This is a genomic window from Microbacterium sp. NPDC055903, assembly GCF_053615555.1.
On record NZ_JBSHCA010000001.1, the window covers coordinates 1375056 to 1396670 of the forward strand.

25 protein-coding genes are annotated in these 21615 nt (G+C 68.8%); 24 read left to right on the forward strand and 1 reads right to left on the reverse strand.

All coding sequences use genetic code 11. The features are described 5' to 3' along the window. From ACWGJP_RS06330 to rpsN, 24 genes are all read left to right on the forward strand, one after another. On the forward strand, positions 1 to 1128 hold the full coding sequence (locus tag ACWGJP_RS06330) for a thiamine pyrophosphate-dependent enzyme (protein WP_452328901.1): 1128 nt from the start codon (positions 1 to 3) through the stop codon (positions 1126 to 1128). Continuing rightward, positions 1125 to 2105 (forward strand): alpha-ketoacid dehydrogenase subunit beta, encoded by a 981-nt coding sequence (locus ACWGJP_RS06335; RefSeq protein ID WP_452328902.1) that lies wholly within the window; start codon positions 1125 to 1127, stop codon positions 2103 to 2105. The genes ACWGJP_RS06330 and ACWGJP_RS06335 overlap by 4 nt, the downstream gene beginning before the upstream one ends. Before the next feature lie 64 nt (positions 2106 to 2169). Then, positions 2170 to 3513, forward strand: coding sequence for a dihydrolipoamide acetyltransferase family protein (locus ACWGJP_RS06340; protein ID WP_452328903.1), 1344 nt, complete (start codon positions 2170 to 2172; stop codon positions 3511 to 3513). Positions 3514 to 3643: 130 nt separating this feature from the next. Continuing rightward, positions 3644 to 4675, forward strand: coding sequence for a metal ABC transporter solute-binding protein, Zn/Mn family (locus ACWGJP_RS06345; RefSeq protein ID WP_452328904.1), 1032 nt, complete (start codon positions 3644 to 3646; stop codon positions 4673 to 4675). Then, positions 4672 to 5493, forward strand: coding sequence for a metal ABC transporter ATP-binding protein (locus ACWGJP_RS06350; RefSeq protein WP_452328905.1), 822 nt, complete (start codon positions 4672 to 4674; stop codon positions 5491 to 5493). The genes ACWGJP_RS06345 and ACWGJP_RS06350 overlap by 4 nt, the downstream gene beginning before the upstream one ends. Continuing rightward, positions 5490 to 6374, forward strand: a complete 885-nt coding sequence (locus tag ACWGJP_RS06355; RefSeq protein WP_452328906.1) for a metal ABC transporter permease — start codon at positions 5490 to 5492, stop codon at positions 6372 to 6374. Before ACWGJP_RS06350 ends, ACWGJP_RS06355 begins: the two co-directional genes overlap by 4 nt. A gap of 10 nt (positions 6375 to 6384) precedes the next feature. Continuing rightward, the gene (locus tag ACWGJP_RS06360) at positions 6385 to 6795 is read left to right on the forward strand and encodes a Fur family transcriptional regulator (protein ID WP_452328907.1); all 411 of its coding nucleotides are present in this window, start codon (positions 6385 to 6387) and stop codon (positions 6793 to 6795) included. Then, entirely contained in the window at positions 6792 to 7814 is a 1023-nt protein-coding gene (locus ACWGJP_RS06365) for a permease (RefSeq protein ID WP_452328908.1), read from the forward strand. Before ACWGJP_RS06360 ends, ACWGJP_RS06365 begins: the two co-directional genes overlap by 4 nt. Further along, positions 7807 to 8559, forward strand: a complete 753-nt coding sequence (locus tag ACWGJP_RS06370) for a TIGR03943 family putative permease subunit (protein ID WP_452328909.1) — start codon at positions 7807 to 7809, stop codon at positions 8557 to 8559. The genes ACWGJP_RS06365 and ACWGJP_RS06370 overlap by 8 nt, the downstream gene beginning before the upstream one ends. 280 nt (positions 8560 to 8839) lie before the next feature. Further along, positions 8840 to 10237, forward strand: coding sequence for a hypothetical protein (locus tag ACWGJP_RS06375; protein WP_452328910.1), 1398 nt, complete (start codon positions 8840 to 8842; stop codon positions 10235 to 10237). After that, positions 10237 to 10920 (forward strand): DNA-3-methyladenine glycosylase, encoded by a 684-nt coding sequence (locus tag ACWGJP_RS06380; RefSeq protein WP_452328911.1) that lies wholly within the window; start codon positions 10237 to 10239, stop codon positions 10918 to 10920. The genes ACWGJP_RS06375 and ACWGJP_RS06380 overlap by 1 nt, the downstream gene beginning before the upstream one ends. Positions 10921 to 11204: 284 nt before the next feature. After that, positions 11205 to 11990: an ABC transporter ATP-binding protein gene (locus ACWGJP_RS06385; RefSeq protein WP_452328912.1), complete on the forward strand. Its 786-nt coding sequence runs from the start codon at positions 11205 to 11207 to the stop codon at positions 11988 to 11990. After that, positions 11990 to 12823 (forward strand): ABC transporter permease, encoded by an 834-nt coding sequence (locus ACWGJP_RS06390; protein WP_452328913.1) that lies wholly within the window; start codon positions 11990 to 11992, stop codon positions 12821 to 12823. Before ACWGJP_RS06385 ends, ACWGJP_RS06390 begins: the two co-directional genes overlap by 1 nt. 49 nt (positions 12824 to 12872) lie before the next feature. Next, complete coding sequence (locus ACWGJP_RS06395; protein ID WP_452328914.1) at positions 12873 to 13916, forward strand: ABC transporter substrate-binding protein; 1044 nt, start codon at positions 12873 to 12875, stop codon at positions 13914 to 13916. A 43-nt stretch (positions 13917 to 13959) separates the two neighbouring features. Beyond that, positions 13960 to 15105, forward strand: a complete 1146-nt coding sequence (locus ACWGJP_RS06400) for an FAD-dependent oxidoreductase (protein ID WP_452328915.1) — start codon at positions 13960 to 13962, stop codon at positions 15103 to 15105. Beyond that, complete coding sequence (locus ACWGJP_RS06405; protein ID WP_452328916.1) at positions 15102 to 15698, forward strand: amino acid synthesis family protein; 597 nt, start codon at positions 15102 to 15104, stop codon at positions 15696 to 15698. Before ACWGJP_RS06400 ends, ACWGJP_RS06405 begins: the two co-directional genes overlap by 4 nt. A 3-nt stretch (positions 15699 to 15701) precedes the next feature. Continuing rightward, entirely contained in the window at positions 15702 to 16475 is a 774-nt protein-coding gene (locus tag ACWGJP_RS06410) for a class II aldolase/adducin family protein (protein ID WP_452328917.1), read from the forward strand. Between the two features lie 24 nt (positions 16476 to 16499). After that, a complete protein-coding gene (locus tag ACWGJP_RS06415) occupies positions 16500 to 17435 on the forward strand; it encodes a 3-hydroxyacyl-CoA dehydrogenase NAD-binding domain-containing protein (RefSeq protein ID WP_452328918.1) in 936 nt (311 codons plus the stop codon). A gap of 2 nt (positions 17436 to 17437) precedes the next feature. After that, positions 17438 to 18298 carry an alpha/beta fold hydrolase gene (locus ACWGJP_RS06420; protein ID WP_452328919.1) on the forward strand — a complete coding sequence of 287 codons (861 nt, stop codon included), beginning with the start codon at positions 17438 to 17440 and terminating at the stop codon, positions 18296 to 18298. Between the two features lie 11 nt (positions 18299 to 18309). Then, positions 18310 to 18753, forward strand: coding sequence for a YbhB/YbcL family Raf kinase inhibitor-like protein (locus ACWGJP_RS06425; RefSeq protein ID WP_452328920.1), 444 nt, complete (start codon positions 18310 to 18312; stop codon positions 18751 to 18753). Between the two features lie 73 nt (positions 18754 to 18826). Further along, on the forward strand, positions 18827 to 19585 hold the full coding sequence (locus ACWGJP_RS06430; protein ID WP_452328921.1) for an IclR family transcriptional regulator: 759 nt from the start codon (positions 18827 to 18829) through the stop codon (positions 19583 to 19585). 168 nt (positions 19586 to 19753) lie between these two features. Next, on the forward strand, positions 19754 to 19990 hold the full coding sequence (gene rpmB, locus ACWGJP_RS06435; protein WP_120226966.1) for a 50S ribosomal protein L28: 237 nt from the start codon (positions 19754 to 19756) through the stop codon (positions 19988 to 19990). Then, entirely contained in the window at positions 19990 to 20160 is a 171-nt protein-coding gene (gene rpmG / locus ACWGJP_RS06440; RefSeq protein WP_045250846.1) for a 50S ribosomal protein L33, read from the forward strand. Before rpmB ends, rpmG begins: the two co-directional genes overlap by 1 nt. A gap of 3 nt (positions 20161 to 20163) precedes the next feature. Then, positions 20164 to 20469 (forward strand): 30S ribosomal protein S14, encoded by a 306-nt coding sequence (gene rpsN, locus ACWGJP_RS06445; RefSeq protein WP_264156413.1) that lies wholly within the window; start codon positions 20164 to 20166, stop codon positions 20467 to 20469. A gap of 203 nt (positions 20470 to 20672) precedes the next feature. On the opposite strand, the gene ACWGJP_RS06450 is transcribed toward rpsN, so the two are convergent. Then, a complete protein-coding gene (locus ACWGJP_RS06450) occupies positions 20673 to 21497 on the reverse strand; it encodes an alpha/beta hydrolase (RefSeq protein ID WP_452328922.1) in 825 nt (274 codons plus the stop codon). Between the last annotated feature and the right edge of the window lie 118 nt (positions 21498 to 21615).

Here is a 21615-nt window from a genome sequence, read left to right on the forward strand (position 1 = left end):
GTGACCTCGTCAGAGACCGAACTCGTCCGCGTTCTGGAAGCCGACGGCCGCTTCGCCCCGAGCGCCGCCGCCGAGCAGTACCTGCCGCTCATCGATGCGATCGGCGATGCCGAGCTCGAGCAGTTCTACCGCGACATGGTCGTCATCCGCGCGATCGACAACCAGGCGACGAACCTGCAGCGCCAGGGCCAGCTGGCTCTGTGGCCCCCGAGCCGGGGGCAGGAGGCCGCCCAGGTCGGCTCCGCGCGAGCCGCGCGACCGCAGGACACCATCTTCCCCTCGTACCGCGAGCACGTCGTGACGCGCATCCGCGGCGTCGATCCCATCGACATCATCAAGGTGATGCGCGGGCTGTCGCACGGAGGCTGGGACCCGACGGATCCGAAGAACGGCAATACGCGCATCTACACACTGGTGCTCGGTTCGCAGACCCTGCACGCAGCGGGCTTCGGCATGGGTCTGGTCTTCGACGGACGCACCGGAACGGGCGACCCCGAGCGCGATGAGGCTGTGGTGGTGTACTACGGCGACGGCGCGTCCAGCCAGGGCGACGTACACGAGGCGATGGTGTTCGCGGCCAGCTACCAGGCGCCGACCGTCTTCTTCCTGCAGAACAACCACTGGGCGATCTCCGTGCCGGTCTCGACGCAGTCCCGCGTGCCGCTCGTCGAGCGCAGCGCCGGCTACGGCATCCCGAGCGTCCGCGTCGACGGCAACGACGTCCTCGCCAGCTATGCCGTCTCGCGCCTCGCTCTCGAGGAGGCCAGAGCGGGTGGGGGGCCGCGCGCGATCGAGGCCGTCACCTACCGGCTCGGAGCGCACACCACGAGCGACGACCCGACGAAGTACCGGGGCTCGGAGGAGGAGCAGGAGTGGGCGCTGCGCGATCCGATCCTGCGGATGCGTGCCTTCCTCGAGGGCAAGGGCGCAGCGGCGTCCTTCTTCGCCGATGCGGATGCCGAGGCGGCTGACGCGGCCGAGGACCTCAGAGTCCGCACGCTCGAGCTTCCTGTGCCCGGCAAGGACAGCATGTTCCAGCACGTCTACAGCGAGCAGCATCCGCTCATGGAGCAGCAGCGGGAATGGCTGGCCCGCTACGAGGCATCCTTCGAGGGGGAGCAGGCATGAGCATCCAGACGATGCCGTTCAGCAAGGCCCTGAACGCGGGGCTGCGCGCCGCGATGGAGGCCGACGAGAAGGTCCTGCTCATGGGTGAGGACATCGGCAGGCTCGGGGGAGTGTTCCGCATCACCGAGCACCTGCAGCGCGACTTCGGCGAGCAGCGCGTGCTGGACACCCCGCTCGCGGAGTCCGGGATCGTCGGAACGGCGATCGGGCTCGCGATGGCAGGATTCCGTCCCGTGGTGGAGATCCAGTTCGACGGCTTCGTCTTCCCGGCGTTCGACCAGATCACCACCCAGCTGGCCAAGCTCACCAACCGGCACGAGGGCACGCTGAGCCTGCCGATCGTGATCCGCATCCCCTACGGCGGGCACATCGGCGCCGTGGAGCATCACCAGGAGAGCCCGGAGGCGTACTTCGCGCACACCCCTGGCCTGCGCGTGGTGAGCCCGTCGACCCCGAACGACGCGTACTGGATGATCCAGGAGGCGATCCGCTCGAACGACCCCGTGATCTTCATGGAGCCCAAGAGCCGCTACTGGCACAAGGGCGAGGTCGAGCTCGCTGAATCCGCCGCTCCCCTGCACTCATCCCGTGTCGTCCGTCAGGGCACGGATGTGACCCTCGTCGGTCACGGCGCGATGGTCACCACTCTGCTGCAGGCGGCAGCCCTCGCCGAGGCGGAGGGCACCAGCTGCGAGGTCGTCGACGTGCGCTCGCTCTCGCCGATCGACTACGCGCCGATCCTCGACTCGGTGCGAAAGACCGGACGCATGGTCTACGCCCAGGAGGCGCAGGGACAGGCCAGTGTCGGCAGCGAGATCGCCGCGACCGTCATGGAGCAGGCGTTCTATGCGCTCGAGGCTCCCGTGCTCCGGGTCTCCGGCTTCGACGTGCCCTTCCCGCCGGCCAAGCTCGAGGGCGTGTACCTGCCGGATGCCGACCGCATCCTCGAGGCCGTCGACCGATCCCTCGCCTACTGACGGCACCCACCCCGTTCCCTGAACCACCCACCCGCTCCCTGAGCCTGTCGAAGGGCACCGCACGATGAGCACCCAGAACTTCAACCTGCCGGACGTCGGCGAAGGCCTGACCGAGGCCGAGATCGTGAGCTGGAAGGTCGCCCCTGGCGACCAGGTGGCCATCAACGACGTCATCTGCGAGATCGAGACGGCCAAGTCGCTCGTCGAGCTGCCCTCGCCGAACGCGGGCACCGTGGGCGAGATCCTCGTCGCGGAGGGGGCAACGGTCGAGGTGGGCACCCCGATCGTCACCTTCGTGTCGGATGCCGCACCGGCATCCGCGCCCGAGGCTGCACCTGCGGCACCGGCAGCCGGGGAGGGCGGCGGCTCTGTGCTCGTCGGCTACGGCAGCGGATCCGGTGCGACCTCGCGGCGCAAGCGCGCCGCCGAGCGGCCGGTGCGCTCCTCCGTGGGCGTGATCGCCAAGCCGCCGATCCGCAAGCTGGCGCGCGACCTCGGCGTCGACCTCGCCTCGGTCACGCCGAGCGGTGCAGACGGCGAGGTGACCCGCGAGGACGTCGTGCAGCACGCCTCCCAGGCCAGCGTCTTCCGCAACATCGAGACGCCCGAGTGGGGTCAGGTGCGCGAAGAGACCGTGCCGGCGCCGCAGGCCGCGCCGATCGGCGTCGCGCGCGGCATCGCCCCTTCGGCCGGCGGTGTGAACGAGGCGGGCAGCGAGGCGATCCCGGTCAAGGGCGTGCGCAAGGCGAGCGCGAACGCGATGGTGCAGAGCGCGTACTCCGCGCCGCACGTCACGGTGTGGAAGGACGTCGACGCCACCCGCACGATGGAGCTGGTCAAGCGTCTGAAGACCTCGCCGGACTACGCCGACATCAAGGTCTCCCCGCTGCTCATCGTCGCGCGGGCCGTGATCTGGGCGGTGCGCCGCAACCCGATGGTGAACGCCGCCTGGGTCGAGACCGAGAACGGCGCAGAGATCTCGGTGCGCCACTACGTCAACCTCGGCATCGCGGCGGCGACGCCGCGCGGTCTGCTCGTGCCCAACATCAAGGACGCGCAGGACCTCAGCATGAAGGAGCTGGCCCGTGCGCTGAACCGGCTGACGCTCACCGCACGCGAGGGCAAGACCCCGCCGGCGGATCAGCAGGGCGGGACGATCACGATCACCAACATCGGCGTCTTCGGGATGGATGCCGGGACGCCGATCATCAACCCCGGCGAGGCGGGCATCGTCGCGATGGGCACCATCAGTCAGAAGCCCTGGGTGGTCGACGGCGAGGTGCGCCCGCGCTATGTGACCACGGTCGCCGGGTCCTTCGACCACCGCGTGATCGACGGCGACAGCATGAGCCGCTTCGTCGCCGACGTTGCCGCCATCCTCGAGGAACCGGCGCTGCTCGTCGACTGAGCGGAGAACCCAGAACCTTCTCCCGTGGTGCGGCGTGTCTCGGAACGACACGCCGCACCGCAGGCATCCGGTCTCCGCAGGCTTCCGGTCCCGATTTGAGAATGGTTATCATTAGACGTACAGTCGAAGCATGAAGAAGCCCGTCCTCGCCCTTGCGCTCGTCTCCGTGTCCGCCCTCGCCCTCGCGGGGTGCGCGACGAGTTCCACGGCCGACGAGACGGGCTCCTCCAGCGGAGACGGCACCGGCGTCGCCGTCGTCGCGACGACCAACATCTACGGCTCGCTCGCCGCGCAGATCGGGGGAGACCGGGTCAGTGTGACGAGCATCATCGACTCCGCCACGCAGGACCCGCACTCCTACGAGGCCACGGCACGCGACCGGCTCAGCGTCCAGGATGCCGACCTCGTCATCGAGAACGGCGGCGGTTACGACGCCTACATGGACGCGCTCCTCGAGGGCTCGGACGCCGAGGTCATCACCGCCGTCGAGTTCTCCCACGACTACCCGGGCAACGACGGGCACGATGACGAGGCGGATGCCGAGGATCACGACCACGCGGCCGAAGAGCACGCCGAGGAGGAGCACGACCACGCCGAGGAGGAGTCCGGCGACCACGAGGGCCACGACCACATCGAGGGGTTCAACGAGCACGTCTGGTTCGATCCGCACACGATGATCCACGTGATCGAGGACATCGCGGCCGACCTGGGCGAGCTCGACCCCGAGGGCGCCGAGGAGTTCACCGCGAACGCGGCCGAGATCGTCGCGGAGCTCGAAGGCTTCGAGACCCAGCTCGCCGACCTCGCGACCGAGCATTCCGGCACCGGGGTGTTCATCACCGAGCCGCTGCCCGGCTACCTCGCCGAGGCCGCCGGTCTCACCGACGTCACCCCCGAAGGGTTCTCCGAGGCCGTCGAGGAGGGCGAGGATGTCGCCCCGGCGACTCTGCTCGCAGCGATCGAGGTCGTCGAGAGCGGCGAAGCATCCGCCGTGCTCACCAACGCCCAGACCGGCGGAGCCGAGACGCAGCGCGTGGAGGAGACCGCAGAGGCCGCCGGCGTGCCCGTCGTCGCGTTCACGGAACTGCTCGAGGACGGATCGTCGTACTCTGAGTGGATGGCCGACGCGATCCAGAACCTCGCCGACGCGCTCCAGTCGTGAGCGCGGGCGCAGAAGCGCCCTCGGACGCGGCCCCCGTCCTGACGATCAGGGGAGCAGCGATCCGTCGTGCCGACCGCGAACTGTGGTCCGGCCTCGATCTGGACGTCCAGCCCGGCGAGTTCATCGCGGTGCTCGGTCCCTCCGGATCGGGCAAGACGACACTGCTGCGCGCGATCCTCGGTCTCCAGGACCTCTCCGATGGGTCGATCGTCGTCGACGGCGAACCCGTCCGGCGCGGCAACCCGCGGATCGGGTACATCCCGCAGCAGCGGCCGCTTCCGCCGGACACGAGCATGCGCGCCCGTGACGTCGTCGGCCTCGGCGTGAACGGCACCCGATTCGGCTTCCCGATCCCGCGCCGCGGCGATCGCGAACGCGTCGACCAGCTCCTCGAGGACGTCGGTGCGTCGCACTTCGCCGATCGCCGCGTCGGCCTGCTCTCCGGCGGCGAGCAGCAGCGACTGCGGGTCGGACAGGCGCTCGCCGATCACCCCACGGTGCTGCTGTGCGACGAGCCGCTGTCGAACCTGGACCTCGCGAACCAGGTCGCCGTCACCGACATCATCGACCGGCAGCGCCGCGACCGCGACGCCGCGGTGCTGTTCGTCACGCACGACGTCAACCCGATCCTCGGCCGTGTCGACCGCATCCTGTACATCGCCGGGGGCCGCTTCGTGCTCGGCACCCCCGACGAGGTGCTGCAGAGCCGGGTGCTCACGGAGCTGTACGGAACCCCCGTCTTCGTGCTCCGTGCGGGCGACCGGCTCGTCGTCGTCGGGATCCCGGATGCCGAGCCGCACCACGAGGAGCACGAATGATCGCCCCGATGGTCGACTGGAGCGACGTCTTCTCCTTCCAGGACTACGGCGCGCTCGTCGAGCTGCTGATGAACTCGATCATCGCCGGCGCCGTGCTCGGCATCGTCGGCGGGATGATCGGCGTCTTCGTCATGCAGCGCGACCTCGCCTTCGCCGTGCACGGGGTGAGCGAGCTGTCGTTCGCCGGTGCTGCCGCCGCTCTGCTGTTCGGCGGCAGCGTCGTGGTCGGGTCGTTGGGCGGTGCGCTCGTGGCGGCGATCCTCATCGGCATCCTCGGCGCGAAGGCCCGCGACCGCAACTCGATCGTCGGTGTGCTGATGCCCTTCGGCCTCGGTCTCGGCATCCTCTTCCTCTCGCTCTACGAGGGGCGCAGCGCGAATCGCTTCAGCCTGCTCACCGGGCAGATCGTGTCGGTGTCCAGCCCCGATCTCGGCTGGTTGATCGGGATCAGCCTGGTCGTCCTGCTCGGGCTCCTCGTGATGTGGAATCCGCTGCGCTTCGACTCTCTCGATCCTGTGGCTGCTGCAGCTCGCGGCATCCCGACGCGGACGGTGAGCCTGATCTTCATGGTGCTCCTCGGCCTCATCGTCGCCGTCAGCGTGCACATCATCGGCGCCCTGCTCGTGATGGCGCTGCTCGTGACACCGGCCGCCGCCGCGATGCGCGTCGCCGCGGGGCCCGTCACCGTGCCGCTGCTCGCGGCGCTGTTCGGCTTCACCTCGGCGGTCGGCGGCATTCTCCTGGCCCTCGCAGGGACCCTGCCGGTGAGCCCGTACATCACGACGATCTCGTTCCTCATCTACGTGGTGTGCTGGCTCATTCAGCGCAGGCGCGGCAGCGTCCGTCGACGCTCCCAGCCCGCGGCAAGCGCCGCGGCCTAGAATCCCAGGTATGGCTCAGCGGAACACCTGGCAACGAGAGCGCGTGCGCGACGCGCTCTCCGACGCGCGCGGTTTCGTGAGCGCCCAGTCCCTGCACGCGACCCTGCGGGACGAGAACACCGGCATCGGGCTCGCCACCGTGTACCGCGCGCTGGCCGGGCTCGCCGCCTCCGGCGACGCCGACTCTCTGCAGAGCCCGGAGGGCGAGGCGCTGTACCGCGCTTGCTCGACGCAGGGCCACCATCATCATCTGATCTGCCGTTCCTGCGGGCTGACCGTGGAGATCGAGGCGACCGACGTCGAGGCGTGGGCGCACCGCACCGCGGCGCTGCACGGCTTCTCGGATGCTGCGCACGTCGTCGACATCTTCGGTCTGTGCACGCCCTGCGCCAAGAAGAAGCAGGCGCAGGAGACGGCGTGAGCACGGCGACCGCGCGCGGCGTGCGCCCGACGACGACCCGCCGCTCGCCCTGGATCGGCGTGGGCATCGGGGTCGCCGTCGTCGCGGCGCTCGTCCTCATCGACGTGTTCCTCCCTGACCTGTTCTCGGATGCCCTGCCCTCCCGCGCTCAGGACGGACTGACGCTCGCGCTGAGCGTCCTCTTCGAGGCGCTCCCGTTCGTCGTGCTCGGCGTGGTGCTCTCGATCGTCGTCCAGGTGTGGCTGCCGGCGGATGCGATCCAGCGCTGGCTGCCCAGGCGGGCGTGGGCCAGGCGAGCCGTCCTGTCGCTGTTGGGGATGCTCATCCCGGTGTGCGAGTGCGGCAACGTTCCGTTCGCCCGCGGTCTGATGATGCGCGGGCTCGCGCCCGCCGAGGCGATGACGTTCCTCATGGCTGCGCCGATCGTGAATCCGATCGTCATCCTCACCACCCACGCCGCGTTCGGCTGGGACGGCGGCATCCTCGTCGCCCGTCTCGTCGGCGGCTACCTCATCGCGAACCTCATCGGCTGGATCTACAGCCGTCACCCTTCGCCGGATGCTCTGCTCACCGAGCGCTTCGTCGCGACGTGCGAGCGGGTCACCCACGAGCACGGCACGCCCACCCGGCGCAGTCTCACCCAGTTCCTCATCGAGCTGCGGGCCGTCATGCCGGCGCTCGTCATCGGGTCGGCGCTCGCCGGAGCCGTGCAGGTGCTCATCCCGCGGGACGTGCTCCTCGCGATCGGGTCCAACCCGGTGCTGTCGATCCTCGCGATGATGGCGCTGGCGATCACCGTCGCGATCTGCTCCAACGTCGACGCCTTCCTCGCGCTGTCGTTCGCCTCGACCTTCTCGTCCGGGGCTCTGATCGCCTTCCTGCTGGTCGGGCCGCTCGTCGACCTCAAGATGCTCGCTCTGCTGCGCACGACGTTCACGGCGCGCGTGCTCGCCGGGGTGGTAGGGATCGTCCTGCTGAGCGCCTTCGTCATCGGGATCGGGGTGAACGTCCTTGTCTGAACGCGCACGCGCCATCGCCTCGCGCTGGCTGGGGCTGGGCCTCGCCTCGGTCATCTCCGTGGTCGTCCTCGGTCTCGCCGTCACGGGCCGGCTCACCCTGTACATCGCGCCGGAGTCGGTGTGGTTCGCCAGCGCGGGGGCGGTCGTCGTGCTCGCCGGCGCGGTGTGGGCGTTCACCCTGCCGCTGGGCGAGGAACTCGACCACGACCACGATCACGGCGATTCGGATGCTTCCACGAGCCGGCGATCGCTGGCCACGGTCGGCACGGTCACGGCGGGTGTCGTCGCCTCGGGGGTCGTCGCGGCTGCGCTCGTGCTGCCGCCGGCATCCCTCTCGGTGGAGCTGGCGATGGAGCGCGCCGACACCACGACGACGCTCTTCGCGGGGGCGGACTCGATCGCCCTCGGCGTCGCCGACACCTCGACCTTCGGCGTCGGCGACTGGGCGAGCGTGTTCACCACGGCGACGAGGCCCGAGAGCTACGACGGCTCGACGGTCACGTTGACGGGATTCGTGACCCCCAGCGCCGACGGCAGTCTGGATCTGACCCGCATGGTCATCACGCACTGCGTGATCGACGCCCAGCCGGCATCCGTGCCGATCGTCGCGGATGCCGCGGAGTACGGGGTCGGACAGTGGGTCGAGGTCACCGGCACTGTCCGTGCGGAGGACGACGGCACGCTGCGCGTCGAGCCCGCCGACATCGTCGCGATCGACGAGCCGGGGGATCCCTATGAGTACTGATCCCTCGGCGCCGCGCACGCGCGCGGAGATGCGCGCGCTGCGCGAGGCGCAGGCGGCTGCGGCTGTCGAAGCGCGTTCTGCTGAGCTCGCTGAGCCTGTCGAAGCGCCTTCCGTGCCGCTTGCCGAGCCTGTCGAAGCGCCTTCCCCCGAGCCCGCTGAGCCTGTTTCGCCCGAGCTCGCTGAGCCTGTCGAAGCGCACGCCGAGGTCGGTTCCCTTCGACAGGCTCAGGGAACGGAAGAGCAGGCTCGGGGAACGGAAGAGCAGGCTCGGGGAACGGAAGTGCTCGCTGAGCCCGTCGAAGCGGCCCGCCCGGAACGCCGCTTCGGCCTCGTCCTCGTCGCCGTCCTCGGCATCCTCGCGGTCGTCGGCGGAGTGCTGGCCGGTATCAGCGCGTTCCAGGGGCCACGCCTGAGCAGCGTCCAGGTGGATCCCCAGCAGGCCATTGAGCTCTCCGGCAGCCGTGTGATCCTCACGACGAACGAGCCGCTGGCGGAGTTCGACGCGTCTCAGGTCACGGTCACCCCCGAGGTCCCGTTCACGGTCGATGCGGCGGGCCGGAGCATCGGCATCCGCTTCACCGTGCCGCTCGACGACGACACCGAGTACACCGTGTCCGTCGCGGGGGTGACGGGATCCGGTGGGGGCCCCGTCGCCGACCTCACGACGACGTTCTCGACTCCGGCATCCGAGGTCTTCCTCCTCACCCGCGACGCCGACGGCGACGACAAGATCTTCCGCACCGATCTCTCCGGCGAGCAGCCGACGCTGATCTACTCGCACGAGCGGATCGACGACTTCCGCGCGACCTCGACGCAGCTCGTCGCGGCGATCGAGGAGGGCGAGGGCTCGCAGGTGATCGTGATGAACCGCGACGGCAGCGATGAGCGCGAGCTGGCGCTCCCCGGAGACGGCTACGTCACCGGCGTCCAGGTCTCTGATCGCGGCGGACTCGTGGGGTACAGCTACTCCGACCGCGAGCTCAGCGAGACGAGCGGTCGGGCGAGCGTGCTCGTGACGCAGCGCCTGGACGGCACGGGCGAGCCGACCATCATCGAGGTCGCCGGCGAAGAGGCGAGCGTCGCCGAGTGGCACTTCGTGCCGGACTCCGCGGCCGTCCTGTTCATCGACTTCGCGGGTGCGCTCGCCCTGCAGGATCTGTCCGGGGATGCCGGCGTGCAGGCGCTCGGCAACGCCATGACCATCCAGGGCGTCAGCCGTGGCACCTACACCGCGATCATCGAGCGGACAGACGGCAGCGTGGTCGAACTGAACCTCGCCGACGGCTCGGAGACGCCGCTCGCGGCATCCGAACCCGATTACGGTGTCGCCACCACCATCACGCCGTACCCCGGTGGAACCCTCAGGCACGTCGTCGCCCGCGACGAGAACGGGCTGCCGACCGGCCAGGCGGTGATCCGAGTGACCGACGACGGCGTCGCGGAGCCGCTGGTCGAAGTGGCGAGCACGGACTCGATCCTGCAGACCTGCGCCTCTCCGAGCGGTCAGTACGCGGCGGTCGTCGTCGCGCCGGACCTGACGAACAACCCCTACGACGACCTGCTCGCGCCTCTGCCGCAGACCATGCACACGCACCTCATCGATATGGCGACGGGGGAGGAGATGGTCGCCCTGACCGGGTTCGACATCTCCTGGTGCGAGTCCGGCCCGATCTACTGATGACCGAGCGGCTGCATCGCGCGACCCGCACCGAGCTGGCCGGTCTGCCGGTGGACGTCGCGCCGATGCTGCTGGGTGGCGTGCTGCGCACGGCCGTCGGCGGCGAGTTCGTCGCCCTTCGGATCACCGAGACCGAGGCGTACCACGGTCACGGAACGGGCGAGATCGCCGACCACGGATCGCACGCGCGGATGGGACGCACGGCGCGCAACGCCACCATGTGGGGCGAGCCGGGCCATCTCTACGTCTACCTCAGTCACGGCATCCACTCCTGCGTCAACGTCGTCTGCGGCCCGGAGGGCACGGCCGGGGGAGTCCTGCTGCGCGCGGGCGAGGTGATCGAGGGCTCGGATGCCGCGATGCGGCGCTCAGGGCGGACCGGCCGTGACCTCGCGCGCGGGCCCGGCCGGTTCGGGCAGGTCTCCGGGCTCCGGCATCCGATCCATGACGGGATCGATGCCGTGGGCGGCGGCGCGCAGGCGGATGCCGTGGCCGAGCTCTGGCTGGGCGATCCGCTCGTCGACGTCGTGTCCGGGCCGCGCGTGGGCGTCGCGGGTGTCGCCGGAACGGCTGCGTTCCCGTGGCGGTTCTGGATCGCCGGCGACCCGACGGTTTCGGCGTTCCGCTGGGGACGAGGGGCGCAGGAGGCATCCCTTCTGAGCGGTGAACGCGCGGGCCGCTGAGCCCTGGCGCCTGGCCGAGAGCCATTTTCGCGACTTCGCTCGGCGCTCGCTGTCGCTGAACGGTCGTGATTCCGACGTGATGCGACGAGCCTCCGCGCACGTTCACGGAGCATGAACGCGCGCCCGGAGGGCGCGTTCGAGCCGCGGTCTCGACGCCGGCGTTTCGATCGCGTAAAGCGATTGTTACATCGCAAGAAAACTCTTGCAATATGTGATGACACCCCCGAGACTCTTCTCAATGCGATAAAGCCAGTTCACATTGTGAGAAAAACGAGGGAGACGACGTGAGTTCTTCGGGGATCACCGCCCGCGGCATCGAGATGACATTCACGCGCCGCGGTCGATCCAACACCGTGCTGCAGAGCCTGGACATCGAGATCGAACCGGGGAGCTTCGTCACCCTGCTCGGCCCCTCGGGATGCGGCAAGAGCACGCTGCTGAAGATCCTCGGCGGCATCCTCCGCCCGACGGCGGGCGAGGTGCTCATCGGCCGCAAGAGCGCCGAAGACGCCGTGCGCGACAAGGAGATCGGCCTCGTCCTCCAGCGCGCGGCGCTGCTGCCCTGGAAGACGGCGCGCGAGAACGCCGCGCACCTGCGCCACCTCGCCAAGGGCGACAAGAAGGAGGCCTATCGCGCCGCCGACGAGGCGCTCGAACTCGTCGGACTCACCCACGCCGCGGATCGCCTCCCACACGAGCTGTCCGGCGGTATGGCGCAGCGCGTCTCCATCGCCAGGGCCCTCGCGATGGATCCCACGATCCTGCTCATGGACGAGCCGTTCGGAGCGCTCGACGCCATCACCAGGGACACCATGAACACGACCCTCGCCGACATCTGGGCGGCGACCGGGAAGACGATCCTCTTCGTCACGCACTCCATCTCCGAAGCCGTGTTCCTCAGCTCGACGGTTCACATGATGGCCGCGAACCCCGGCCGGGTCGTGGACACCATCGAGATCGACCTGCCCCGCCCGCGCACGGACGAGGTCTTCTCGCTGCCGCGCTTCGCCGAGCACACCGCGCGCCTGCGTGAACAGCTGCATCCGACCGAGATCAAGGAAGTGGCCTGATGACCGCGACAGTGACCACGGCATCCCTGCCCGCCGCCGGCCGCAGCGCGGCTCAGGTCCTCGGTGGCGCGGTGCGCCGCGTCTGGCCGGCCGCCGTGCTGTTCGTGGCGGTGCTCGTGCTCTGGGAGGCGGCCGTCGTCGTCTTCGGGGTGTCGAGCTTCGTCATCGCCAAACCATCGGAGATCGCCGTCGAGCTGTTCGCCGGATGGGGAGTGCTCGGTCCAGCAACGTGGATCACGGCCGTGGAGGTCGTGCTCGGATTCCTCATCAGCGTCGTCGTCGGCATCGCCCTCGCCCTGCTGATCGTGCGTTTCGCATGGGTCGAGCGGGCCGTCTACCCGTTGATCGTGCTGTTCCAGGTCGTGCCGAAGGTCGCACTCGCGCCGATCTTCATCCTCTGGTTCGGATATTCGATGGCACCCAAGCTCGTGCTGATCGTGGTCATGGCGTTCTTCCCCATCACGATCAACATGGTCCTCGGCCTCAAGCGGATCGAGGAGGACCATCTGCTGCTCATGCGCTCGGTCGGATCCTCGCGCAACCAGATCCTGTTCCAGGTGCAGCTGCCGATGTCCCTGCCCAACCTCTTCGCCGGCATCCGGATCGCCATCACGCTCGCCGTGATCGGCGCCGTGGTCGCAGAGTTCGCCGGATCCCAGAACGGTCTCGGATACCTCATCCAATTCGCGTCCACCCAGCTGGACACCCCCATGATGTTCGCCGCGCTCGTCGTGGTGAGCGTGCTCGGGCTCATCTGCTACTACGCCATCGACCTCGTCGAACTCCTCGTCGCGCGGATCTTCCCGCACATCGCGACCGACACCGAGCACTGACCGGCCGGCGTCACCGCACATCCACCAACGCACCACCCGAAGGAGAATCATGAATCGCGTCAGAATCGCCGCCCTCGGCGCCGCCTCGGCGGCAGCCGCGCTCGTCCTCACGGGCTGCGGCCAGGCGGAGGCACCCACGGCGCAGGAGAGCACCGAGGCGGATCACATCACCGTGCAGCTGGACTTCCAGCCGCGCGGCAACCACGCGATGTTCTACGTCGCCGACGAGCTGGGCTACTTCGAGGACGAGGGCATCGTCATCGACGACATCCTCGTCGGGCAGAGCTCAGGCGAGACGCTGCGCCTCGTCGGCTCAGGCTCCGGCGACATCGGTGTCGCGGACCTGCCCACCTTGGCCCTCGCCCGCTCGCAGGGCGTCGAGGTGAAGGCCATCGCCGCGATGAACCAGGTGTCGCCGCTGGCGATGTGCACCAAGAAGGAGAACGTGGAGCTCGACGACGTCGATGACCTGCGCGGTCTCAGCGTCGGCGTCCAGGCATCCGGATCGACCTATGTGTTCTACCAGGCCCTGCTCTCCTTGAACGGCATCGACAAGGGCGAGCTCACGGAGCTGACCGTGAAGCCCCCGTACGAGAACTACCTGCTCACCGACCAGGTCGACACCGTGCCCTGCTATCTCGACGCGGAGTTCCCGCTCCTCGCCGAGCACGCCGGCGGCGAGGACAAGATCAGCGTCCTGCGGGGCATCGACTGGGGCTATGAGGCGCTCGGCACGGGTGTCTTCGCGAGCGACGAGTTCCTTTCGGAGAACCCCGACGTCGTCGAGCGGTTCCTGCGCGCCTACGTCAAGGCGTTCGAGTACACGATCGAGAACCCGGACGAGGCGGCGAAGATCCTCGCGGCCTCCTCGCCGCAGCTCGCCGGCAACGAGGACCTCTACGCGACGCAGCTGCGCACCGACATCGAGATGACGTTCGAGAGCGACCTGACCGACGCGGAGGGCCTCGGCGCGATGAGCGACGAGCAGTGGCAGACCACGATCGACCTGCTCGTGGAACAGGGCGTCATCGAGGATGCGCCCTCGGTCGACGACGTCCGCGACTCCACGTTCATCAGCGCGGCCAACGACTGAGCCGTCCGCGCTGCACGCGACAACACTGCAAGGAGACAGAAGTATGACCGATTCGGTTGCACGCACCGCGGAGATCGCGGGCGCCGGCTTCGCCGGGCTCACCGCGGCGACGGCCCTCGCCCAGCGCGGCTGGCGCGTCCGCGTCCACGAGCGCGGCGAACAGCTGCGGGCGGAAGGCGCGGGGATCGTGCTGTGGGGCAACAGCCTCAAGGTGCTCGATCGACTGGGGGTCACCCCGGACCTGCGCGCCAACGCCATGGTCCCGCCGTTCTACGAGACCCGCATGAACAACCGGATCGTCTCCCAGGAGGCGCTGGAAGGCATCCGCTGGAGCACGCAGACCAGGCCGCACCTCTTCCAGGTGCTGCTCACCGCCGCCCGCGAGGCCGGCGTCGAGGTGATCCCTGGATCCACCGTCACCGGGGCCACCCCCGACGGTGAGATCACTCTCGGCGACGGCTCGCGGACGACGGCGGATCTGGTGATCGGCGCGGACGGCGTCGGCTCGGCGGTACGAGACGGCCTCGGCATCGGCTTCGCCCGTGAGCGGGCCAGAGACGGCATCACCCGCTTCCTCGTGCCCCGGCGGAAGGCCGAACTGGCGGCGCTGGAGCCGGAGACCGAGTGGGACAACGTGATCGACTTCTGGAACGACGACGAGATCGGGCTGCGTGTGCTCTACACGCCGTGCAACGAGGACGAGCTGTACATCGCTCTCATGGCGGCAGCCGCCGATCCGCGGGGCTCGCGCGTGCCCATCGACCTCGAGCTGTGGACCTCGACGTTCCCGCAGCTCGCGCCGGTTCTCGCCGACGCGGCGGAGATCGCAGGCAAGTACTACGGCTACCAGACCACGCGTCTGGACCAGTGGACCAAGGGGAGGGTGGCATTGATCGGAGACGCCGCCCACGCGATGTGCCCGGCACTCGCCCAGGGCGCAGGCTGCGCGATGACCAACGCCTACACGCTCGCCGAAGCGGTCACGGCCGCCGCGGCAGACGACATCCCTGACGCCCTCGAAGAGTGGGAGCGCGTCGAGCGCCCCTACACCGACCGCACCCAGACGCGCTCGCAGTGGTACGCGGACACGCGATCCATGCGCGAAGGAGGCCAGTTCGTCGACGACTCCGTCGAGATGGCCCTGTACGACCCGACCGATCCGCGACGACACGAGGAGCAGTACGCATGACCGTCGACCCCTACTACGAGATCCGCGCCTGGCACGATTTCGTGCAGGAGACCGTCCTGGACGGCGGGCGACCCGCCGACCGGACTCTGGTGAAGGCCGCCAGCGCGGTCGTCACCAAGAACCCGTTCGCCGGCGTCTGGGCCGAGGACCTCTCGCCCCTGACCGACCCGAGCGCGAGCCTCGGCACGGCGCTGGGCGAGCGCGCCCTGGCGCTTCTGGGCGGACGGGCAGCGGAGAGCTACGGCAAAGGCGGCATCGCCGGCATCGCAGGCGAGCAGGAGCACGTGGTCGCCTGCGTGACCACGACGTTCGGCAACGCCTTCCGCGACGCGATCGGGGGCGGTCGTGCGTGGATCAGCTCCGCCACGAAAGTTGCGTCCGCGGGGACGCCCATCGACATCCCCCTCGCCTACAAGGACGAGGTCTATGTGCGCTCGCACTACGACGCGATCACGATCGCGCTGCCGGACGGCCCCCGCCCCGACGAGCTCGTCATCATCGCCGCCGTCGCCACCGGCGGGCGTCTGCACGCCAGGGTCGGCGGCATGACAGCCGCCGAGGTCGCCGCCCAGATCGCCGAGAACGGGAGATAGAACGTGAGCTTCGACACCAGCCGCTACCACGCGGACGAATCCATCGCCGCTGTGCTCTCCGACGTCGCCCGCGCGCACCGCATCCTCGAGCTGGAGGGCCACGGCGACATGTCGATGGGCCACCTCTCCTACCGTGATCCGTGGGGGCGCGGTCTGTGGCTCAAGCGCGGCAATCTCGCCCTCAGCGAGGTCGAGGAGGACGATTTCATCCTCATCGACTTCGACGGCAACGTGCTGCAGGGCACCGGGCTCCGGCACATCGAATGGCCGTTGCACGCCGAGATCATGCGGGCGAGACCCGATGTGAACTTCGTCGGCCACTCGCACGCCCACTACGCCACCGTGCTCGGTGCGGCCGAGGGCGAGAAGCTCATGCCGTACAACAACCACGGCGTCTGGTTCGCCAAGCACGACGTCCCCCGCTACGACAAGACGGCGCACATCATCACCGAGGTGCACCGCGGTGTCGAGGTCGCCGAGGCGCTCGGTGACGCACAGGCGATCTTCCTCGCCAACCACGGGGTCGCCTTCGTCGGCGCCACGGTCGAGGAGGTCACGCTCACCGGGATCTTCCTCGAGAAGGCATCGCGGTTCCAGGTCGACATGCGCTCCGCCGGCCTGCAGCCGATCACGCCGGACCCCGAGGAGATCATCGAGAAGTTCGACCGGATCTACCCGACGAAGGCCCAGGGCAACTTCTGGATGTTCTTCAACCGCCGCCTGGAGCGCTACGAGCAGCACTTCGGCATCGGCATGACCACCGACATCCAGCACTGACATCTGCACGAAGAGGAGAACAGCATGAGCCTTCCCACCATCGCCACCGTCGTCGGCTCCGGGACCATGGGTCCGGGGATCGCCGCCACCCTCGCGCACAAGGGCGTCACCGTGCGCGTGTTCGACATCAGTGAGGATGCGCTGAACCGGGCCCGCGCCGGCGCCGAGATGTGCGCGAAGGTGCTCGTCAGCATCAACGGCGAGCCGACCCCCGGCGGATCTGTCGCGTTTGCCACGGACCTCGCCGAGGCCCTCGCCGGCACGGAGCTCGTCATCGAGGCCGTGCCCGAGCGCCTGGACATCAAGGCAGACGTCCTCGCCAGGGTGGAGGAGATCATCGCGGACGACGTGATCATCGCCACCAACACCTCGGGCATCCCGGTCAGCACGATCGCCGAGAAACTGCGGGTGCCCGAGCGCTTCATCGGCATGCACTGGTCCAACCCGCCGCACCTGATCCCGATGATCGAGGTGATCCCCGGCGCAGCGACCGAGCAGGGCATCACGGATCGGCTCATCGAGATGGTGAGGGCCTTCGACTATCTGCCCGTCCTGGAGAAGGAGAAGGCCGGCTTCGTCGAGAACCGCGTCCTCTACGCCGTGCTCCGCGAGTGCGTCGCACTGCTGGAGGAGGGCATCGTCTCGCCGGCCGACCTGGACACCTGCGTGAAGTGGGGGATCGGGTACAAGCTGGCCGTCATCGGCCCGACGCGCCTCCTCGACATGGCGGGGCTCGACATCTACCAGGCCGTGTCGAGCTACCTCAACGCGGATCTCGATGCCTCGACGTCGACGCCGCAGTCGATCCTCGATCGCATCGCCGAGGGCAGGCTCGGGTTCAAGACCGGCGCGGGCATGTACGACTACGAGGACGAGGCGGCCGTCGCCGCCAAGCGCTCGGAGATCATCACCGGCCTGATCGAGACCCGCAAGACGCTGTCGGCCATCCCGGTGGTCTGAACGTGTCGCAGATCACCGCGACGCCGATCGAGGGCGGGCTGCTGCGGACACGGGGGGCGAGGGTCGACCTCGTCTTCCGCGTCCGCGGCAGCGGCCCCGCGGTCGTACTGCTGCACGGAACGAGCGCGAGCCATGCCGTGTGGGAACCGATCGCGAAGGCGCTCGAGACGGAGGCGACCACGATTGCCGTCGACCAGCGAGGTCATGGCCGCAGTGGGAAGCCGCAGGCCGGATACACGGCGGATGCCTTCGCCGACGACGTCGTCGCCGTGCTCGACGCCCTGGGCCTCGAGCGCGCGGTGATCGCCGGTCACTCCCTCGGCGCGCGCAACGCCTGGGTGGCCGCCGCCCGGCATCCGGGTCGGGTCGCGGGGGTCGTCTGCGTCGACTACACGCCCTGGGTCGATGCGCACGTGCTCGACGTGCTGCGCGATCGCGTCGCGGCCGGCGACCGCGCCTTCGCCGACGAGGCGGCGGTCAGGGAGTACCTGCAGGACCGCTACCCTCTGCTCCCGTCGGATGCCATCGCTCGCCGCGCGGCCTGGGGGTACCACGATGCAGGCGACGGATCCCTGCGTCCGCTCGCCGAGCCCGGTGCGATGATGCAGCTCATCGACGGGTTCCGCACGCCCTGGGATGACGCGTTCCGCACATTCACCGCGCCGGCACGCCACATCCGCGGCAGTGCGAGCGCGATCGTCGGCGAGGACGCCTGGGCCGAGGCGCGCGCAGCCAGGCCTGAGGACGCCTGGCTGACCGTACCCGACGCCGATCACTACGTGCCGGAGGAGAAGCCGGAGCTCGTCGCAGACGAGATCCGAGCCGCTCTGGCGTCGATCAACCGAACCACCCCCGCACACTGAGGAGAAACCCCATGCCGCTGTTCGCCGACCTCGCGATCCGCACCTCTGCGTTCGAGAACCTCGAGCGCATCCCCGACATCCACACCGCAGACGGCGGCAATGCCGCCCCGGAGCTGGTCGTCTCCGGCGTGCCGGACGGCACCGTCGAACTCGCGGTGATCGCCCATGACCCTGACGCGCCGCTTCCTCAGGGCTTCACGCACTGGACGGTGTACGGGATCGACCCAGCGGCCGAGCTCATCGACGGTGAGACGGGCAGGCAGGGACCGCGCAGCTTCGGAGAGGGCTACTTCGGTCCGCAGCCGCCCGCCGGCCATGGGGTGCACCACTACTACTTCTGGGTGTACGCGCTCGGTCGGGCGGTCGACGGGACGCCGCCACGGGAGCGGTTCCTCGCGGAGTACGCCGATGCCATTCTGGAGCAGGCGCGCATCGTCGGCACCTACGAGAACTGATGTGACAGGACGGTGTGCGTCCGCGAACGCCCATGGCGTAACGTGAACGTGCTTCACTGCGAGACGGGGTGGGATGGACGTGGATGAAGAGGCCAGGCCGGTCGGAAGGACCAAGGGTGTGGACAGCGCGCGCAGGGCGCTGCAGATCCTGTTGCAGTTCTCCGAAGGGCGACCCGAACTCACCCTCGACCAGGTCGTCGATGATCACGGACTGTCCGTGCCGAGCGCGTACCGATACATCTCGTTGCTGCGCGAGCTCGACCTCGTCGAAGAGCGCTCGAAGGGTGTCTTCGTGCTGTCGCCGCAGGTGATCCGGCTGGCCAGGGCCGCCGAGCAGACGCTGGACTACGGCGCCGAGGCACAGCGGTTTCTCGATCGGCTCTCGCGCGAGACCAACGAGACCGCGCTCTACCTGCGTCGTGTCAACGAGTCGGCCGTGTGTCTGGCGATCTCCGAATCGGACCAGCCGATCAGCATCTCGTTCTCCCTCGGTCACCTGATGCCCCTGCATGGTGGAGCGGCGGCGAAGATCCTGCTCGCGGACTATCCGAGGCGGGCGCAGTACCTCGCCCGCACGGAGTTGACATCGGCGGCGCGCCGCCGCCTGGAGGACGAGCTCGACGAGGTGCGCACCGCCGGTTACGCCGAGAGCTCCGGCGAGGTCGATCAGGGGGTCTGGGCCGCCGCGGCGGCCGTACATGTGCGCGGCACCCTGGTCGGGGCGATCACGGTCGCTGCGCCCGCCTTCCGTCTGAGTGAGGAGCATCGCACGGACATCGCCGAGGCTGTACGAGAGGCGGCGAGGGATTTCGAGGCATCCCTGCAGCGCTGATCCGTGCCCGCATCGCGTGCTAGACTAGGCGATTGTCTGTGCACACTCCTGTGCGCAGTTCGTGTGCTGTTCCTGACTCAGGCTCTCTGAGCTTGTCGAAGGACGGCGCGCAGACAAGGGATCTTGGGTGGGGCCGTCCGGCCTCACGGTACAGAAGGAGTACTCATCATGGCAGCAGTGTGCCAGGTGACTGGAGCTGTTCCCGGCTTCGGTCACAACGTCTCGCACTCGCACCGCCGGACGAAGCGTCGCTTCGACCCGAACGTGCAGAAGAAGACCTACTACGTCCCCTCGCTCGGTCGTAAGATCACGCTCAACGTGTCCGCCAAGGGCATCAAGGTGATCGACGCCCGTGGCATCGAGAAGGTCGTCGCGGATCTCAAGGCGAAGGGTGTGAAGCTCTAATGGCCAAGAAGGCTCAGGACATCCGTCCGATCATCAAGCTGCGTTCGACGGCGGGCACGGGGTACACCTACGTGACCAAGAAGAACCGTCGCAACACCCCCGACCGTCTCGTGCTGAAGAAGTACGACCCGGTGGTCCGCAAGCACGTCGAATTCCGAGAGGAGCGTTGATCCATGGCTAAGAAGAGCAAGATCGCGCGCAACGAGCAGCGCAAGGTCATCGTCGAGCGCTACGCCGAGCGTCGCGCCGAGCTGAAGAAGACGCTCGTCGACCCGAACGCGACCGACGAGGCCCGTGAGGCCGCTCGCGTCGGCCTGCAGAAGCTGCCGCGCAACGCGTCGCCGGCTCGCGTCCGTTCGCGTGACGCCATCGACGGCCGCCCCCGTGGCGTGCTGACGAAGTTCGGCATCTCGCGTGTCCGCTTCCGTGACATGGCGCACCGTGGCGAGCTGCCCGGCGTGACCAAGTCCAGCTGGTAAGCATCGCATTCGAAAAAGGGCGGGGTTCTTCGGAACCCCGCCCTTTTTCGTGCCCGCGGGCCGCTCGCGAGGAGCTCCCGCGCTGTCGCCGCCGTTTGCGGAGGTGAACGTCGGTTGCGGAGGAGTGGATGCCGTGTGCGGCTCCTCCTGTCCGTGCGATCTCCTCCCATCCGGGCGGTTGCGCGTCTCCGCGCAGCATCCGCTCACCACGCGACGGGCGCCGTGGCGTGCTCCTCCGCCCACGCGAGCGCCTCGTCGGCGATCTCCTCCCAGCCGTCCTGGCTGACCAGCCGGTGCGTGCGGCCCGGGTACTCCTTGTACTCCACGACCGCTGGGCTTCCGGTGGTGCGGTACTTCTTCACGATCGCGCGGCCGATGGCCGGCGGAACGACGTGGTCGATCTCGCCGGTGAGCACGAACAGGGGCGCCCTGTCGCTGCGGCCGTAGTCGACGTGCGTGACTCCGCCCGCCTCGTTGAACGCGGAGGCCACGCCCTCGAAGAAGACCCGATTGTAGGAGTTCACGGCGTACTCCTCCCACAGGCGATCGGATGCCTCGCGCGACAGGTCGTTGCCGAAGGTGAAGTGGAAGTGCCGCTTCGAGAGCGGCTTGGCGCCGTTGCGGCCGAACGGGTTCGAGAGGATCGGTGTTCCGGTCCACAGCGTCGACAGCGGAAGCGTGGTGATGCCTGCGGTCTGCCCAGGGGCGACGGCGACGTACGCCGCTCCGACGCCCCGGTCGGCGAGCATCTGCGTGATCACGCCGCCGAACGAGTGCCCCATGATGATCGGCTTCTCGGGCAGCGCGCGGATGATGCGCTCGTAGTGGTCGACGATCTGCTTCAGGCCGATCCCCTTGAGCGCGGACGGATCGCGACGGATGTCCTCGACGCTGCGGTCGTCGATCCCGGGCCAGCCCGGGACGATCACCTCGTGGCCGCGGGCGCGGTAACGCTCCGCCCAGGTGTTCCAGCTCTTCGGGGTCATCCAGAGGCCGTGGATGAGAACGATGGGGGTCTGAGTGCTCATTGCTTCTTCTCCTTGTCCGAGCCCTCGTGTCGGGGCTGCGATAAGCTGATAGTAGACCGAACGTTCTATCTACCGCAACCTCTTTCTCAGAAAAGATTTCTCCGGAACGTGCCACGAT